A 15,097-nucleotide genomic window follows, 5' to 3' on the forward strand; every position below is an offset into this window, starting at 1 on the left:
TTATTTGGTGCTTTGCAGCACGGTGGGCGTGGTCAGCAGAGTGACGCGCCACCCCTGTTGTTCCAGCAGCGCCAGCAGTCCCTGTTCGCCATAAAGATGCAGCGCGCCGACCACAATAAAGCTCTCGTTGGGCAGGGTCTGCCACTTGGTCAGCCAGTTGTGGTTGCGTTCGGCCAGCAGGGTCTGCTCCATCCAGCTCTGCAGAGCGGGCGGTGCCATCTCCTCCTTGAGCAGATTGATCAGGGTTGCCTCGTCCCCTTGCTGCCACGCCTTCATCACGGCGGCGAAGCCGGTGTCAAGCATCGGCAGCTCGTCGAGGGTGCTGGAGAGCATCAGGGTCTGGTTATCACCTACGCTGGCAAGATAGCCGAGCTGCTCCAGCAGGGTCTCGAAGCCCACCACGGGTTTGCCCTCTTTGGCGGCCAGTGCAGCAAAGTGTTGATCGATCCCGAGCTCGCTCTTGAAGTCGGAGCGGGCCATGGCGGCCTGAGTCAGGGTGATGGCAACAAACCAGGGGCGCAGCGGGGCGAGCGCAGCTTCATTGAGGCCAAGACGCGCGCCAGCCATCAGGGTGCGCTGGTAGAGCTCGGCAGGCAGATGCTCCTTGAGTGCCTTGCCATCTACCAGGCGGGTGAGAGAGCCCATCTCTTGCCACTGCGCCTGTGCGATGCTGTTCATGTCGACCTCCATCACCAGTGCGCGGCTCTGCAGCCAGGCCCGTTCGACCGGCTCCGGTAGCGGATAGAGGGAGGGCTTGCCCGCATGAATGGAGCCCAGCAGCCAGTGTTGCTGGTTGCCCTTGCTGATTTTGTAGAAGGCGGGATCGGCAAAGGCGCTGAGCGGCAGCAGCAGGCAGAGCAGAAAGGCAAACAGGGAGCGCTGGAATTTCATGGTGATCCTTATCCGGGCTGGTGACTTCTTTTCATCGCAGGAGACTCTATGATAAGTGCTCATTTCTGATAGCCAAGAGGTTTGCCATGCCCCATCTTCGTTTTCGCGCCGTTTCACTCGATACCCTCAAGGAGATCAGCGCGCCGCTGCTTGCGGATCTCTGTGCCCTGACCGGTGGCAAGCCGGAGTTTGTCACCATGGAGCGGGTCGAGAGCCACTGGGTTCGTGACGGTGAGCTGGAGTCCGGTTTTCCGTTTGTCGAGCTGCACTGGTTTGCTAGGCCGCAGGAGATTCAGGATGAGGCGGCAGACCTTATCACCCGCCATCTGAAGGCGGCGCTGGGGGAACAGACCTATGTGGTGGTGCAGGTTTTCCTCATCGATAAAAGCGCCTACTACAGCAATGGAGAGCACTATTGAGCGAGGCGACTCAGGTCGTCGCCAGCGCAAGGGCTCAGGCTGACTTTGCCAATAGCTTGTCGAGCCAGCGAGTGGGCAGGATCCGTCTTAGCAGTGCAAAAACTCTGGTCGGGGTGGTGACCGGATAGCGCGCCTTGGGGCGAGCGCTGCTCAGTGCATGGATTAGCGGCGGCAGACAGGCTTCGCTTGGCAGGGTAAAGCCACGGGCGCCGCCCTCTCGCTCCAGCCGGTTGAGGGTCTGTTGGTAGGCCGCCTGATGGCGGCTCTTGGTCGGGTCGATATGGCGCAGAAAGGCGGCGCGGGCGTTGGCACGAAAGCGGGTATCGATGGGACCGGGTTCAATGAGGCTGATATGGACGCCGCTGCCGGCCAGCTCGAGACGCAGGGTATCCGAATAACCTTCTAGCGCAAACTTGCTGGCGTTGTAGGCGCCGCGATACTTCATGGCGACCAGCCCCAGCACCGAGCTGTTCTGGACTATCCGCCCCTCTCTGGCCTCCAGCATGGCGGGCAGCACCTGACGAATGAGGTGATGCCAGCCAAACAGGTTGATGTTGAACTGCTCGCGCAGCGCCTCTGTTGGAAGATCTTCCAGCGCCCCCGGCTGGCCATAAGCGCCGTTGTTGAACAGGCCATAGAGGCGACCACCAGCAAGATGGAGTGCCGCACTGGCCCCCAGCTCGATGGAGGCGGGATCCGCCAGATCCAGCTGTACTGCCAGCAACCCCTGCTGCTGCAAGCGCTCCACATCCTCCGCCTTGCGCGCCGAAGCGATCACGGTAAAGCCGTGCTGACCCAGCGCCTGGGCGGCAGCCAGACCAATCCCGCTGGAACATCCGGTGACAAGAACAAATCGGGGCATAGGGAGATCCTTGTAAGAGGGGCGACGGATGGAAAGTGGGGGTCTGTCAGCATGTTAACCTGCTGATCAGAAAAAAGAAAACCGGGCCACTTGGCCCGGTTTGCTGACATCGTATTGCCTGATTACATGATGGTAAACGGCATGATGATGTGGAACTTGACGTCGTGTTCGGATTGGAACATGTTCGGATAGTACCAGTTACCTTTCTCATCCTGCATGTTGTTGTAATCGGTATAGTGCAGTTTGAACAGAGTGCCTTTCAGCTTGCCATCCTGCACGGTATACATGACGTCAAAGTTGGCGGCCCACTCTTTGCCATCCACACGGGTGCTATTGCCATTTTCGGCATCCCAGCCATAGGCACCGGATACGCCAACAGACCAGCCAGGGGCACCAACCAGATCGTCCAGAGAGCGAGTTACACCGGCAAACAGTGCTTTCTCGTTGTTTTCGTTCCAGTCAGAGCGGGAATCCCACCAAATTTCGTTGGCACCCTGGGAGTTGCCGTAGCCTTTGGTCAGACGGGGCAGGTAGTTCCCCATGTCACCTTCAGCTTTAGTCCACAAGCCTTCCAGGCGGAAACCATAAGGCCCCATGGCCCAAGCGGCAGTCAGAGCTTGCTGCCATGCAAGACCGTCATAGTCAGTGTTGTCAGTTTCGGAACCGTAGAACTGATAACTGGTGGTGAGGCCACCCAGCACGTCAAACTTGTGAGCCAGTTTGAAGTGGTAGCTGTCCATATAGCCTTCGGACTGACCGAAAGCACCGGTAATGGCAGTGCCATTCTCAAAGGTATAGCGAGCAGCCAGGGCGTGGATGTAGTCGATCTGGTTTTCATCAGAATACTGGGTAGCTGCACCGGCGTAGTTGCCTGCTTTGGAGAAGCCGTTGGTATCTTTGAACCAGGGGGCCTTGTACTCGTCAGCGATGGCATAGGTCAGGTAGAGGCCGCCGAAGTTGCCTTCAATCTGGCCACCACGATAGGTACCTGGCTGATATGACCAGTTAACACCCATTACGCCCGGAACATAGAGCTGGGTCAAACCACCCTTGGCAGTCAGAGCGCCATCCAGGAATTTCAGCTTCAGAGCCGCGTTGGAGAGGCTGGCTCCATTTTCGGAAAGACCATCCCCTTGCGACCAGCTGTTGCCCCAGAAGGAGAACTCGTTCTCTTCGTTGACACCGTTGCTTTCGTCAACGGCAAGGTTGGCAGCGGCGAAACCACCCACATCGACACCGATCATGTCCCATGCATAACCGGAGTTGAAGTTCAGAGCTACCTGCGCAGTAGAGTGGCTGAGGTTGCTATGGTACTTGCCATCTTGGGCAGGTACATATTTGCCATCGTCATCGTAGTGGGCTTCTTGGCCCTGTTTGCGGTCACGCTCACGCTGGAAGTAGAAAACACCACCTGTCAGCTTGGAATCATTGACGAAGGCTTCGTAGGATTTACCGTAGGTTGGGCTCATCATGTCCTGAGCTGCCAATGCCATACCGGGTGCTACCAGAGCGGCTACCACAGCGGCACTCAACGCGGCGCGCTTGAAGATCACTTTTTCCATTTTGTATTGCTCCTGATTTTATGGACTTAGCTTTTTTTGTTCCGGCAGTCGGCATCTGGCCCACCGCTCGGTATTGGCATTGCAATCAAAACCCCGCAGGGCAAAAAATCGTTCAGTTTGATCTCTGCAACCCCGATGTCTTGGCACATCTGTGGCAGTGCAGTTCTGTTCATCACTCTTTGTTTTTTATGTTCCGATTCTTGGCTATCGGACAATCACAAGAGTACGTTCGCGGTGCGAAATATCAATGAAAAGTTCCCGCCAAGTTTCAAAAGTATGACAGAGTGCAAATATTCATTGCGTGAAGGCGAAGGGCTCTCATTCCACGTCATGCGGCCATGAGAGCGTTTTCAATGGGTTGCAGAAGGAGGTGGGGGGCGAGCAGGACGACGGCCGGTCCGTGGTCAATATTAACCTGCAGGTAACAGATAATTTTGCGCAACAAAAAAACTCTCCCGCTGACAGGCGAGAGAGGGGGCGGGGCTGTTAGCGCGCAATATTCAATTTGGCTGGCCCAGGATCAGCGGGATTTGGCGGGCCTGATGGTGAATGTGGGAGGAGACCTGCACCGAGAGCTGGTTGACCTGACTGGCATGCTGATGAATGCGGGCGATCAGGTCGGCAAAGCTGGCCAGTTTGTGCTCCTGACTTTTGGCATTGTCGGCGCCCTGCAGGGCGATCACCGCGGTATTGCGCGCGATCTCCCGCACCGCCCGGGTTGTTTCCCGCAGTCGCTCGGCCTGCTCGCGCTGGCTGTTTGCCTCGCTGGTGATGCGGTCGAGCACGGTTCCAAGCTGGTCGCCTGACTGGGTCAGTCGCCCGAGGATCTCGGTGATCTGGTTGAGCGAGCGCTGGGTGTTGGCAGAGAGATGGCGCACCTCGTCTGCAACCACGGCAAAACCGCGCCCCTGCTCGCCGGCACGGGCGGCTTCGATGGCGGCATTGAGGGCCAGCAGGTTGGTCTGCTGGGCAATGTGGCCAATCACGTCGACGATGGCGGTCACGTCGCTGACCGAGCGTTTGAGTGCCTGCAGCGCTTCGCCGCTCTCGTCGATGGCAAGCCCGGTCTGGGTGGTCGCATGCAGCATGCTGCCAACCAGCCCTTCACTCTGGCTCATGGCCTGTTCGTTGTGGCTGGCATGGCGGGCTATCTCGGCAGCTACCTGATGCACCTCGCCAGCCAGCTGATTGAGTTCTCCCATCATCTGGCCGCTTTCATCGACGACCTGTTCGGTGGTGCGGGTGCTCTGGTGGATCTCCTCCACCTGGCTCACCATCCCCTGCAGGCTGGTGGAGACCGCCGAGAGTTGCCCCGTTTTCTGCTGCTGATCCTGTTGCAGGCGGCCAATCAGACGGTTGTAGCTGGTAACTATGTCCCCCAGCTCGTTGCGCTCGCGAGCAGCAGGCAAGGGCTCCGCCTGTCCGGTGTTATCCAGCTGCAAAAAGGCGTGACGCAAGCGCAACAAGGGGACAAGCAGCCAGCGGCGCTGCACCAGCGCAAAAAGGAGGGCTACCGCCACCAGGATCAGCGCCAGCGTGCCGAGTATGGTGGCCAGTCTCTGGTTGACGGCCTGCCGTTCGCTGGCAATCGTGTCGCCCATCTCGCGGGTGAGCTGCACCATCCGGGTAATATCCTGCTGTACGGCATGGCGGGCAGTCTGCTGTTGTTGCAGCGCCATGCGGCTGTTAGCGAGCTCCTGTGGATAGCGCTTGATGAGTGATTGCACCTCGCTGCGCGGCTGATCACCTATCTCCTTGCGCTCAGGCTCTCCCAGAGTGAATTCGTCCGCCGCTGGCTGTTCATAGATGCCGAGCAGTGGCAGCGCTTGCAGCTGGTTCGCCAGCTTCGCCATCCCTTCCAGCTCGAGAGTGAGCCCTTCCAGCAGTTTGCTGCTTCCCTGCTCCATGTAGCTTTGACGCTGGTGGCCGAGCTGCGACAGGCTGGCGAGAATCTCCGAGGCTGCCAAGCGGTATTGCCGGGCAGCATTGGCCTGCTCACCGCCTTCCCCCTGTTCTCCGTAGCGCAGCAGAGCCAGCGCCTGACTGGCGATCTCGTTCTCTGCATTTTGCAACAGCAACTGGCTGTTGCCGGAGAGCTTGCCCGCCGCCTGATAGTCGTGCTCGATGCGCTTGCCCATCTCCTCCAGCTGATGCTGCAGAGGGGCGGCTATCTCTTGTGGCTGATTTTCCAGCGCAACCAGAACCCGTGTGCGGATCTTCTCTGCGGCGGCCAGTTGTTGGGGATCACCTGCGGCGAGGTAGTCACGCAAGCTGTTTTGCAACGCGACCGTGACCTGTTGCTGCAACGCCTCATGCTGTCGCTGAGTCTGCTCGGTTTGCGCCAGCTGTTGCCACCCCCGGTAGAGCGCCAGCGCCTCGCCTCCCGCGACCAGCAGTAGAACGAGGGAGGAGAGGGTGACGTAGTGGGCAATTTTCACGATGTGGTTCCTGTCAGCGGTAGGCCATCCATGGGGCATGGCCTGAGCCTAACGGGGAGAGATGGCGTTTTTATGACACCATCTTTAACGCATCGATTTTTGCCAGTGCAGCAGGGGTTAGCTTGCGGCGGCGATGGCTGGAGGGGCTTTTTTGCTCCGCATGCCAAGCAGGGCGCCGCCCATGATCAGGGCACCGGCCAGCAGATGGCGAGAGGTCAGCTCCTCTCCGTTCAATGTCACCAGCAGCAAGGTACTCAGCAGTGGGGTCAGGTAGGCAAGGGCACCGATCCGGCGTGGATCGCCGTCTCGCAGCGCCAGATACCAGGTAACAAAGGCGGCCCCCATGGGGCCAAGAGCCAGCCCGATGATGAGGCTCCAGTCGCTGGCCGGGATCTGTGTCAGTGGCAGAGGCCCCTCCAGCAGACGGGCGAGCAGCAGCGCCAGCACGCCGGCGGGCAGACAGGCTGCTGCAGTGACCACGGCAGGCGCCGGTGGCAGACGGCGCGACAGTACCGAGTAGGCGCCCCAGATGATGGCGGCACCCAGCGCCAGCATATAGCCGGGCAAATATGCTTGCTGCAGTTGCAGCTCGCCATCGACCATCACCAGCATGGAGCCAGCCAGCCCGCAGATCCCCGCCAGAATGTGGCGAAGGTGGAGGGGATGATTTGGCAGCAACAGCGGAGTGAAGAGGATGATGCAGAGCGGCCAGAGGTAGTTGATGAGGTTGGCTTCAAGCACCGGGGCGTGGCGAAAGCTCATAAAAAGCAGCAGATGATAAAAGAGCAGGGCTGTGATGGTAATCAGCCAGGTGAGCGGGCTGGCTCGCCACTGGCGCCAGAACGGTAATGCCCCGGCCCCGCAGAAAAACAGCACCAGTCCCACCAGAACGAGTGGTGAAACACTGGTAATGCGCGAAGTCAGTGCGGCCAGCGAGGCCCACAGCACAATGGTCAGCAAGGCAAAACCGGTGGATCTATCCCACCAGGAACAACCGGACATCCAACACTCCTTTGCAAGATGAAGCTGCTGGCTTGGGCGCTGGGCCCAGCCAAAGAGAGTCAGTCTATCAGAGAGAGTGCAAGCCAAGAATGCAGAGGGTGTCACAGATGAGAGGAGACGGGATTGACCACCGTCAAAAACGACCAAGGGGTTAGCACCATGAAGATGCTAACCCCTTGTTTTATATGGCGCTCCCGACTGGAGTCGAACCAGTGGCCTGTCCCTTAGGAGGGGACCGCTCTATCCTACTGAGCTACGGGAGCCTTGTGGCGGGCATTATACAAGAAGCAACTCCCTTTTAAACCCTTGATTCCTATTCCAATACTGCCAAATCCCCGTTCTGGATGTTGAATGGTGAATATTTGTTCTGGCTGCGAATGATGGCGCCGTCGTCGAACACCTGCACCACTTCGAACAGACCGTCGGCTGGGTTGCGCATCATGCGGGACTTGCCGTAGGGGTCGATGAAGTCGGCGTTGTGCTGTATGCGGAACTGGTCGCCGAGCTTGACGCCGTTGCGTCGGCCGAGATTGATGTAGGGACCGCGTTCGTTCTGGCCGACCACCCGTGCGGTGACCGGGGCACAGGTGAGTTGGGCCACCAGATCCTGAGCGGCCTGCTGCAGCTGGTAGTTGACCTCCTGGCCGTAGCTCGACTGCCAGAACTGGCCGCTGTTGCTGCCCACCTGATCCCGTTTGCCGAATGTCCAGGTGGCGCGCCCTTCATAGACCTTGCGGTTGATCAGGCTGCCGTTGATGCCGTCGAACAGGTAGAGCTGCATGCGAAAGTTGCGCACGGGATCCTGATACCAGCTGGTCAGCTGGTTGCCCTGCGGTTCGATGGAGAGATCGTCGATGCTGCCGAGTACCAGATACTGGCTGTCGGTGCGCAGGCTGAGCGCTTTGATCTCCTCGAGGGCGCTGCGATCCCCCTGTTGCAGGTGAAGCGGGTCGATGCGCAGGTTTTCATCCAGCCACTGACGCACCGCGACCCCTTGCTGGGCGTTGGCGAGGGTTTCGAACAGCCGTCGCGAGAGGTTTTCCGGCATGTCGTCCATGGCGCCGTAGCTAGCCTGATCGGGGTAGCGCAGGCGCAGCCTGACCAGTGTCAAATCCTTGGCGAAGTGCTGGGTCTGGCAGATCTGGCGTTCGGCCTGAATGTCGGCCACCAGGGTGATGTACATGCGGCCGTTGCGCACCTCTTCCCGTTTGAGGCGGTATTGGCGAATGTCGCCGCCGGAGCGGATCTGGATCTGCTCGGATCGCAGGCTGCCATTTTCCAGACGCTGCACGCTGGAGACGGCGGCGCCGCTGGCCAGCAGCGCCTGACGCAGGGCATCGCGAGTCGCCTGTTCACGGGCGTAGACTTCATCCCCCCCCAGAATGGCAGCACTGCCCTGTGCTTCGATAAGCTCGGCGCGGGCGCTCAGGCTGGCCAGCAGCAGGGTCAACAGCAGCGGTAATTTCATAGCAGATACCTTGATTAGGCGACTCGCAGCCTCTTCTCTTGAAGAGGGCATGGCAGGCCGACATGGATCACAACAGTTGTTCGATGGCGTTTTTCTGACCATCCGCCAGAGATTGGCTTAACAGCGAGTGTTTCAGCAAGAATCATGCCTCATTCCCGGCTCAAGGTTTGGCCGACGCGTCCGATAACAAATCAGGTGCAGATACAGGAAAGGTATCCATGAACAAATTCATCACGGCGTTGGCGCTCGCTTTGGCATTGGCCGGCTGCGGCTCCGACCCTATCAATCGGGATCAGGGTGATCCGCGTCAGGCGGCGCAGGGGATGGAGCTCAACTGGCTGGTGGCACGCATGACCGATCAGCTGATGGAGCGCAAATCGCTCTCCACCCTGACCGATCCCATTGCGGTAGCTTCTTTTGTCGATCTCGATACCCTGCAGGATACCAACTGGATGGGGCAGCAGATTGAGGAGAGCTTTATCTACGAGCTCAACCGCCGCGGCGAGGTGGTGGTGGACTTCAAGCTGACCGGCAGCATCAAGGTAACGCCGCAAGGGGATTTTGTGCTGAGCCGCAACTACAAGGAGCTCTCTCCCCGTCTGCCCATCTCGCGTATTCTGGTCGGCACCTTCAGTCGCAACAGCAAGGGGGTTCTGGTCAACGCCCGCATCATCGACATGCGTACCAAGATGGTCGAGACCACGGCCCAGAGCCTGATCCCGCAGAAATATCTGTTCGGTGCCAACAACTCGTTTGGTCGGGCATCGATTAACCGCGGTTATCTGATGCGTGACAGTCAGGCCCGACCGGGTGGTCATCTGGTCAACCTGACCCCATAAGGAGCGAGTCATGAAGATGTTGTTTGGTTGCCTGCTGGCTCTCTTGCTCACCGGTTGCAGCTACAACCGGGTGACGGATTACACCCAGGGTGGCAAGCCCGATGATTTTCCGGTGCTCAAGGCGGTGGGCTATGCGGTGATCGACATCCAGCCCGGCCCCTCCCAGTCGGAGAAGATGCTGCAGGCGATCCGGGCTTCCAAAATGGATGCCTACCGCGAGCTGGCCGAGCAGCTCAATGGCCAGCAGGTGCGCGGCCAGAGCAGTTATCGTGACCTGACCCAGACCTCCAACTCGCTCGATGTTTCGGTCGCCGGTGTGGTGCGTGGTGCCCGTGTCGTAGCCTCCTATCCCCGCGGCAACACCTATGCCACCGAGATGGAGCTCGATACCCGCGCCCTCTACAACATCAACCAGCTGATGGCCGGTCAGTTCTGATGTGAACCGGTCGAAAGTTGTGTGTTCAAGGCGAGCCAGCGGCTCGCCTTTTTGTTATCGGGAAGAGTCAGGAGCCGGGGTCCGGCAGGGAAAAAATGGCTCTGGACAGGCAATTTAGCTGCGGCAATGGCCTTTTTAGCGGGCTTTATCGTCAATTTTTGCTTGATGCTGGTGAGCAGTTATTTAGCTTTTCTGAACAATAAATGGCCCGTGATGGCGAGTTTTGGCACCTGGCTACAGCCTGTTTAGCGCTTCAGGTGGGCAGGTGGCAGAAAAAACAGAGGCGGGCATGATGCCCGCCTCTTGCCGATTGGCTCGATTATTTGCCCATCAGTACCGGCGGCACTGCGGTCGGTTTGACATCCTCGCTCGGATAGCAGCCCAGCACCTTGATGTAGCGGGTGATCTTGGTCAGCTCCACCAGTGCGGCCTGCATCGCCGGGGTGTTGAGGTTGGCGGAGACGTCGAGGTAGAACATCTCTTCCCACGGGTTGCCCTGCACCGGACGGGATTCGAGTTTGGTCATGTTGATCTCGTGGTTGCGCAGCACCAGCAGCGCTTCCACCAGCGAGCCCGGCTTCTGGGAGGTGGACATGATGAGGGTGGTCTTGGCCGGGATCTGCGGCGCCACGTCGATGGGCTTGCGCGCCACCACGATAAAGCGGCTGTAGTTCTCTTTCTGGTTGGCGAGCTGCTCGGCCAGTACGTCCAGACCATAGAGTTCGCCACCGGCGGCGCTGCCGATGGCGGCGGCCTCCGGGCTCGCCAGCTCTTTCACCTTCATCATGGCGCTGGAGGAGGAGTCGCAGATCTCGTGACGCGCCCCTTCCAGCTTGCTCAGATAGTGGGAGCACTGCTGGAACACCTGCGGGTGGGCATAGAAGGTTTTGATGCGACTCAGCTCGGTCGGCACGGCGGTGAGGATGCAGTGCTCGATGGGGTAGGTGAGCTCGCCAACGATGGAGAGGCTGGTATGCTGCATCACGTCATAGACTTCGTTGATGGAGCCCGAGCTGGTGTTCTCGATGGGCAGCACGCCGAAGGCGGCGCGACCCGACTCCACCGCATCCAGCACTTCGCGGAAGTTCTGGCAGTTCACCTCGATCACCTGATCCTTGTAGCGCGCCAGATATTTGCGGGCGGCCAGGCTGGAGTAAGAACCGCGTGGTCCCAGATAGGCGACGCTGGTCATCGGCTCCTGCTGCTCCGGGTTGAGCAGGCTCTGCAGATAGGCCTGCTGGGAGAGCACCGAGTCCTCGATGATGGTGTGGTAGATGCGGGTGATGTACTGGGCGTCCAGCCCCAGCACGCGCCCTTGCTGGATCAGGGCGACCAGCAGCTCCTGCTCGCGCTGGTGGTCACGGATAGGGCGCGGGTTGGCTTGCTTGGCTCGGGCTACCTCGATGCTGAGGGTCTTGCGTTTTGCCAGCAGGGCAAGCAGCTCCTGATCCAACCGGGTGATGTCTTGTCTGATCTTGTCGAGCGTTGCCATGATGGTTCCCTATCCAATTAATCGATTGATATTGATGCAAAAAAAAGCCTCCGCGAGGGGAGGCTTGATTCGTCTTTGCTTTCTGTTCACACGACGACAGGCCTTCCCTCAAGCGGGCCGGATAAACGAGAAAGCAAAGAAGAACGGTGCGTGCATAGGTGTGTCCTTGAAGTAACGTCATAACCATTAAGGGATTTGCCGCTGCGATGCAAGTAAAACTTGCCCGCACCGCGAGATGGGGGCAGGGTATCCGGTCAAGTGGCAAGCGTATAAACGGCTTTATATGAAGCTGAGTGTTTGCCCGCGATTCAGAGCTGCAGGAGGTTGCGATGGCGATTATTTTCGATTTGGGACGGGTGGTGGTGAGCTGGGATCCGGTAGGCATAGTGAGCTCGGTGCGTGGCCCGGAAGGGGCCGAGCAGCTGGCGGAGCGGCTGTTTAATCATCAGGACTGGCTGGAGGTGGACAGAGGCACTATGTCACTGCACACCATGGCTCGTCAGGCAGAGCGCAGAACCGGCCTGAGCGCCGCAGAAAACCTGGCGATTTTGCAGGCGGTGCCTCCGTCGCTGCAGCCAGATCCCGCTATGCTAACCTTGATGGCCGAGCTGCACGGAGCAGGCCATTCGCTCTATGCCCTCTCCAATATGGGGCACGCCAGCATCGACTGGCTGGAGCAGCATCAGGATTTCTGGCGCTTTTTCAGCGGCAAGGTGGTCTCGGCGCGGGTGCGGATGATGAAGCCGGAGCCGGATATCTATCGCTACCTGCAGGTGTCGTTCGATCTCAAACCGGCAGAGTGCATCTTCATCGATGACAGTCCCGCCAACGTAGCGGCGGCAGAGGCCCTTGGCATCAGGGGCATGGTATTCACCGACGCGGCGAGTTGCCGCCAGCAGCTGGTTGAGCTGGGCTGTTTGCCCGCCACCGGCAAGGGGTAATGCCCCTTTGGGAGCGTTATGGAGCATGGCCGGTTTCGCAATTGGCTCAGTCACTATCCTGAGTCGAGCCTGCTGATCGCCTGCAAGGATGGCAGCGGTTATCAACTATGTATCGAAGCGGAAGGGGAGTGCCTCTGCCTGACCGACAGCGAGGGAGGGCGGCTTACCTTCACCTCGCTGGCGCAAGCGGAAGGTTTCCTTCGTGCGCACCAGATCCATCAGGCACGGCTGCGGGTTTATGATGCCCAGAACGAGGATGTCGGGGCCGAATCGCAAGAGATCATTATCAAGTTTTAACCACAAATCCTGACCTTTTTAAGGGTCTATTCAGCTTGCCCGTTGCACAATACCGGAACCTGTTGTTGATCCGCCGGAGCTGTTGTCATGGGTGCCAATGTCGTTCTATTGAATCAGGGATATGATCATGCGTTCCTGGCCCGCGAGCAGCAGATGCTTGAGCGGTTGGCCGGGTTTGAGGAGGTCGTGGTCTCTTTTTCCGGGCGACTGGAGTCCTGTTACAGCATCGACATGTGCCGTGCCAGCGGCGTGAAGATCCATGCCATCACCTTTGATAATCCCACCCGCAGCCGTAGCGAAGTGGCGCGAGCCCGCCGTTACTGCCAGCGCTACGGTATCGATCACTGGATTATCAAGACCGACGAAATGATCTTCTGTGATCGCCTGCCCCACATGGAGGGGCTGATCGATCCGGTGCGCCGCTTGCGTGAACATGTGGGGGCACATCCAAAGTGGAACCATCTCCCGCTGCTGGTGCCGGCGGCGCTGGAAGAGCGGGATGAGTATCTGGCTGAATTCGGTTCTCTGCCTGACCACACTATCTGGTTCTTTGCCGACAACCAGATGACCCGGCGGGATTTTCGCTATGGCTTCAACAAGCGCCAGCTTGGTCGCTGGGGCAAGGGGGGCAATGGCTGCCTGAGCCATCGCTTCACCAATCCACGGCTGCTTGAGCAGCGTTACCTGCGGATGGTGGATCAAGCCGAGCAGATGCTGGCCGACATGGGGCTGGACGAGGCGCAGGTGTTTTTTCACACCCTCTCCGATTGCGGCATGACCCTGGCCCGGGTGCGTCTGCCTGAACACCAGCGGGCGCAGGCCTTTGATCTCCAGCCGGATATCCTGATGGCGCTCAAAGGAACCGAGTTCGATCTGGTGACCCTCGACATGGTGCAGGAAGAGCGCCACGACCTGGCTATCTAGGCTCCTGCGACAGCGGGAACGTGAGTCCCGTCATAGGCAAGGAGGGGGGCGACTGTTTATACTGTCGCCCTTTCACCCGTTACCGAGTGTTCATGCCATGAAATCTTTCTCCCGTCTGCTGGTTGCTCTCTGTCTCTCGCCTGTGTTGGCGCAGGCTGCTCCTGTTACCCAGGTGACCTTGCCTGATGGTCGTCAGGTGCAACTGAACGATGACTTCACCTGGGAATATCTGGTGGTCAAGCCGGCCGAGCCCGTCAAGGCGCTGGCCGAAGGGGCGAAAGCGAGTGCTGTGGTTGCGGTAGCGGCACCCGTGCTGACCGATCAGGCCAAGGCACACCCCGAATTGCTGTCACAGGCTGCGCGCGACGGGATCGTGGTCAAGCTCGACAAGGTTGAGGGAACTGATCCCCTGATGCTTACCTTTATGGTGGGCAATACCGGTACCCGCAATGTGGTCGGTGTCCGTGGCTGGGTCACGCTCTTCAGTCAGGAGGGGGTACAGCTCTCCCGTCAGGAGGCCCGTTTCTGGGTCGCCGAGAACCGTCTGCCGGAGACCTATCTGCGCAAGGGGCAGGAGCGTCCATCACTGGCCCTCGAGGTTGCCCGTCCGGCCGGATTGACCGGTCAGCCGCTGGTGCGAGTCGAGATCGACGAGGTGGTCTTCCGCTGATGTTTACCGGCTGGCGTGAGCCTCACGCCAGCCATTTGTAACTCCTGTCATCATCCGCAATATCTGCTTACATCTGACATGATTTGGCAACAGCTTGCCGCTCGGCAAGCAGGGAACCTCGCCGCACAATGACTCCATACCAGCTCGACGAGCTTATCAATGGAGTTAATGAGATGAAAAAGAGCGCTGTTTCCCTTCTGGTTCTGGCCGGTTTTGCTTCCACCTCTGCACTGGCACAGGATGCTTTCAGCTACGCCAAGGGCGCGGCTACCTGGGCCCACACCAAGTCCGATTTTCTCAAGTCCGATCAATTCGGCGGGGACTTCTCGCGGGATAATGGCGGCTCACGTGATTTTGGCGGTTTGACTCTGGACTTGTCCAAATCCTTTGCCGATCACTTCTACGGCCGTTTGCTTTCCGAGGGTACCTCTGCTCAGAGCGGCAATGACAGCATGGCTATCGGTAGTCTGGGTGTTGGTGTCTTTACCCCGCTCAGCACTGGCCTGAACCTCTACGGTGAAACCGGTGTGATGGGTTATACCCTGGAGCGAGAGGTGATGAGCAACGTTGACAACAAGGGTTGGGATGCAATCGTGCGCAAAAACAGCGGCAGCATGTACGGTGAAGTGGGCCTGCGCTACGACATCGGCAATGTCGAGCTCTCCACAGCCTACCGCTACGCCAACATGACCGGCGATATGCACGACTTCAAAGTGGGCGGCGCCTACAAGCTCAACCAGAACTGGGCACTGACTGCCGACTACACCTACCGCAAGTGGGATGTGCAACAGGGTTCCATCTCCAGCCTGGGTGTGAAGTACAGCTTCTAATCCCCCTTCCCGTAGTCCGTAGTGTC

Annotated in this window: 15 protein-coding genes, 1 tRNA gene and 1 other annotated feature; of the genes, 8 read left to right on the forward strand and 8 right to left on the reverse strand. The window is 59.0% G+C overall.

All coding sequences use genetic code 11. From position 1 onward, the window contains the following. Complete coding sequence (locus AAHA41_RS01065; protein ID WP_323068550.1) at window positions 1-891, reverse strand: TraB/GumN family protein; 891 nt, start codon at window positions 889-891, stop codon at window positions 1-3. Between the two features lie 86 nt (window positions 892-977). Here AAHA41_RS01065 and AAHA41_RS01070 point away from each other — a divergent pair, with 86 nt between their 5' ends. Beyond that, on the forward strand, window positions 978-1,310 hold the full coding sequence (locus AAHA41_RS01070) for a DUF1904 family protein (protein ID WP_323068551.1): 333 nt from the start codon (window positions 978-980) through the stop codon (window positions 1,308-1,310). A gap of 34 nt (window positions 1,311-1,344) precedes the next feature. On the opposite strand, the gene AAHA41_RS01075 is transcribed toward AAHA41_RS01070, so the two are convergent. The 6 genes from AAHA41_RS01075 to AAHA41_RS01100 all read right to left on the reverse strand — a co-directional run bounded on the left by AAHA41_RS01075 (window position 1,345) and on the right by AAHA41_RS01100 (window position 8,642). Further along, window positions 1,345-2,172, reverse strand: coding sequence for an SDR family oxidoreductase (locus tag AAHA41_RS01075; protein WP_323068552.1), 828 nt, complete (start codon window positions 2,170-2,172; stop codon window positions 1,345-1,347). Window positions 2,173-2,294: 122 nt separating this feature from the next. Further along, a complete protein-coding gene (locus AAHA41_RS01080; protein ID WP_203977337.1) occupies window positions 2,295-3,734 on the reverse strand; it encodes an OprD family outer membrane porin in 1,440 nt (479 codons plus the stop codon). A 500-nt stretch (window positions 3,735-4,234) separates the two neighbouring features. Then, window positions 4,235-6,172 (reverse strand): methyl-accepting chemotaxis protein, encoded by a 1,938-nt coding sequence (locus AAHA41_RS01085; protein WP_323068555.1) that lies wholly within the window; start codon window positions 6,170-6,172, stop codon window positions 4,235-4,237. Between the two features lie 117 nt (window positions 6,173-6,289). Continuing rightward, entirely contained in the window at window positions 6,290-7,174 is an 885-nt protein-coding gene (locus AAHA41_RS01090) for a DMT family transporter (RefSeq protein WP_323068557.1), read from the reverse strand. A 186-nt stretch (window positions 7,175-7,360) separates the two neighbouring features. Then, window positions 7,361-7,437 (reverse strand) — tRNA-Arg (locus AAHA41_RS01095). Between the two features lie 50 nt (window positions 7,438-7,487). Then, window positions 7,488-8,642 carry a flagella assembly protein FlgT gene (locus AAHA41_RS01100; RefSeq protein ID WP_139394959.1) on the reverse strand — a complete coding sequence of 385 codons (1,155 nt, stop codon included), beginning with the start codon at window positions 8,640-8,642 and terminating at the stop codon, window positions 7,488-7,490. 218 nt (window positions 8,643-8,860) lie between these two features. Between AAHA41_RS01100 and AAHA41_RS01105 the strand changes: the two genes are divergently transcribed. Together AAHA41_RS01105 and AAHA41_RS01110 are read left to right on the forward strand one after the other, a co-directional pair. Next, window positions 8,861-9,481, forward strand: a complete 621-nt coding sequence (locus AAHA41_RS01105; RefSeq protein ID WP_041208019.1) for a FlgO family outer membrane protein — start codon at window positions 8,861-8,863, stop codon at window positions 9,479-9,481. Window positions 9,482-9,491: 10 nt separating this feature from the next. Then, window positions 9,492-9,917 carry an LPP20 family lipoprotein gene (locus AAHA41_RS01110; RefSeq protein ID WP_041208020.1) on the forward strand — a complete coding sequence of 142 codons (426 nt, stop codon included), beginning with the start codon at window positions 9,492-9,494 and terminating at the stop codon, window positions 9,915-9,917. Between the two features lie 319 nt (window positions 9,918-10,236). On the opposite strand, the gene pheA is transcribed toward AAHA41_RS01110, so the two are convergent. Beyond that, window positions 10,237-11,409 carry a prephenate dehydratase gene (gene pheA / locus AAHA41_RS01115; RefSeq protein ID WP_323068561.1) on the reverse strand — a complete coding sequence of 391 codons (1,173 nt, stop codon included), beginning with the start codon at window positions 11,407-11,409 and terminating at the stop codon, window positions 10,237-10,239. A gap of 38 nt (window positions 11,410-11,447) precedes the next feature. Further along, window positions 11,448-11,569: a sequence feature (Phe leader region), on the reverse strand. Window positions 11,570-11,738: 169 nt separating this feature from the next. Between pheA and AAHA41_RS01120 the strand changes: the two genes are divergently transcribed. From AAHA41_RS01120 to AAHA41_RS01140, 5 genes are all read left to right on the forward strand, one after another. Continuing rightward, the gene (locus tag AAHA41_RS01120; RefSeq protein ID WP_323068562.1) at window positions 11,739-12,350 is read left to right on the forward strand and encodes an HAD family phosphatase; all 612 of its coding nucleotides are present in this window, start codon (window positions 11,739-11,741) and stop codon (window positions 12,348-12,350) included. An 18-nt stretch (window positions 12,351-12,368) separates the two neighbouring features. Continuing rightward, the gene (locus tag AAHA41_RS01125) at window positions 12,369-12,647 is read left to right on the forward strand and encodes a DUF6482 family protein (RefSeq protein WP_041208026.1); all 279 of its coding nucleotides are present in this window, start codon (window positions 12,369-12,371) and stop codon (window positions 12,645-12,647) included. Between the two features lie 87 nt (window positions 12,648-12,734). After that, the gene (locus AAHA41_RS01130) at window positions 12,735-13,571 is read left to right on the forward strand and encodes a 7-cyano-7-deazaguanine synthase (RefSeq protein WP_042032130.1); all 837 of its coding nucleotides are present in this window, start codon (window positions 12,735-12,737) and stop codon (window positions 13,569-13,571) included. Between the two features lie 97 nt (window positions 13,572-13,668). Continuing rightward, the gene (locus tag AAHA41_RS01135) at window positions 13,669-14,241 is read left to right on the forward strand and encodes a DUF3157 family protein (RefSeq protein WP_156852382.1); all 573 of its coding nucleotides are present in this window, start codon (window positions 13,669-13,671) and stop codon (window positions 14,239-14,241) included. Window positions 14,242-14,414: 173 nt separating this feature from the next. Beyond that, window positions 14,415-15,071, forward strand: a complete 657-nt coding sequence (locus AAHA41_RS01140; protein ID WP_208736842.1) for an autotransporter — start codon at window positions 14,415-14,417, stop codon at window positions 15,069-15,071. Window positions 15,072-15,097: the final 26 nt, after the last annotated feature.

It is taken from the genome of Aeromonas sp. SER (assembly GCF_038739615.1).
In the GTDB taxonomy this organism is placed as follows: Bacteria; Pseudomonadota; Gammaproteobacteria; order Enterobacterales; family Aeromonadaceae; genus Aeromonas; species Aeromonas jandaei.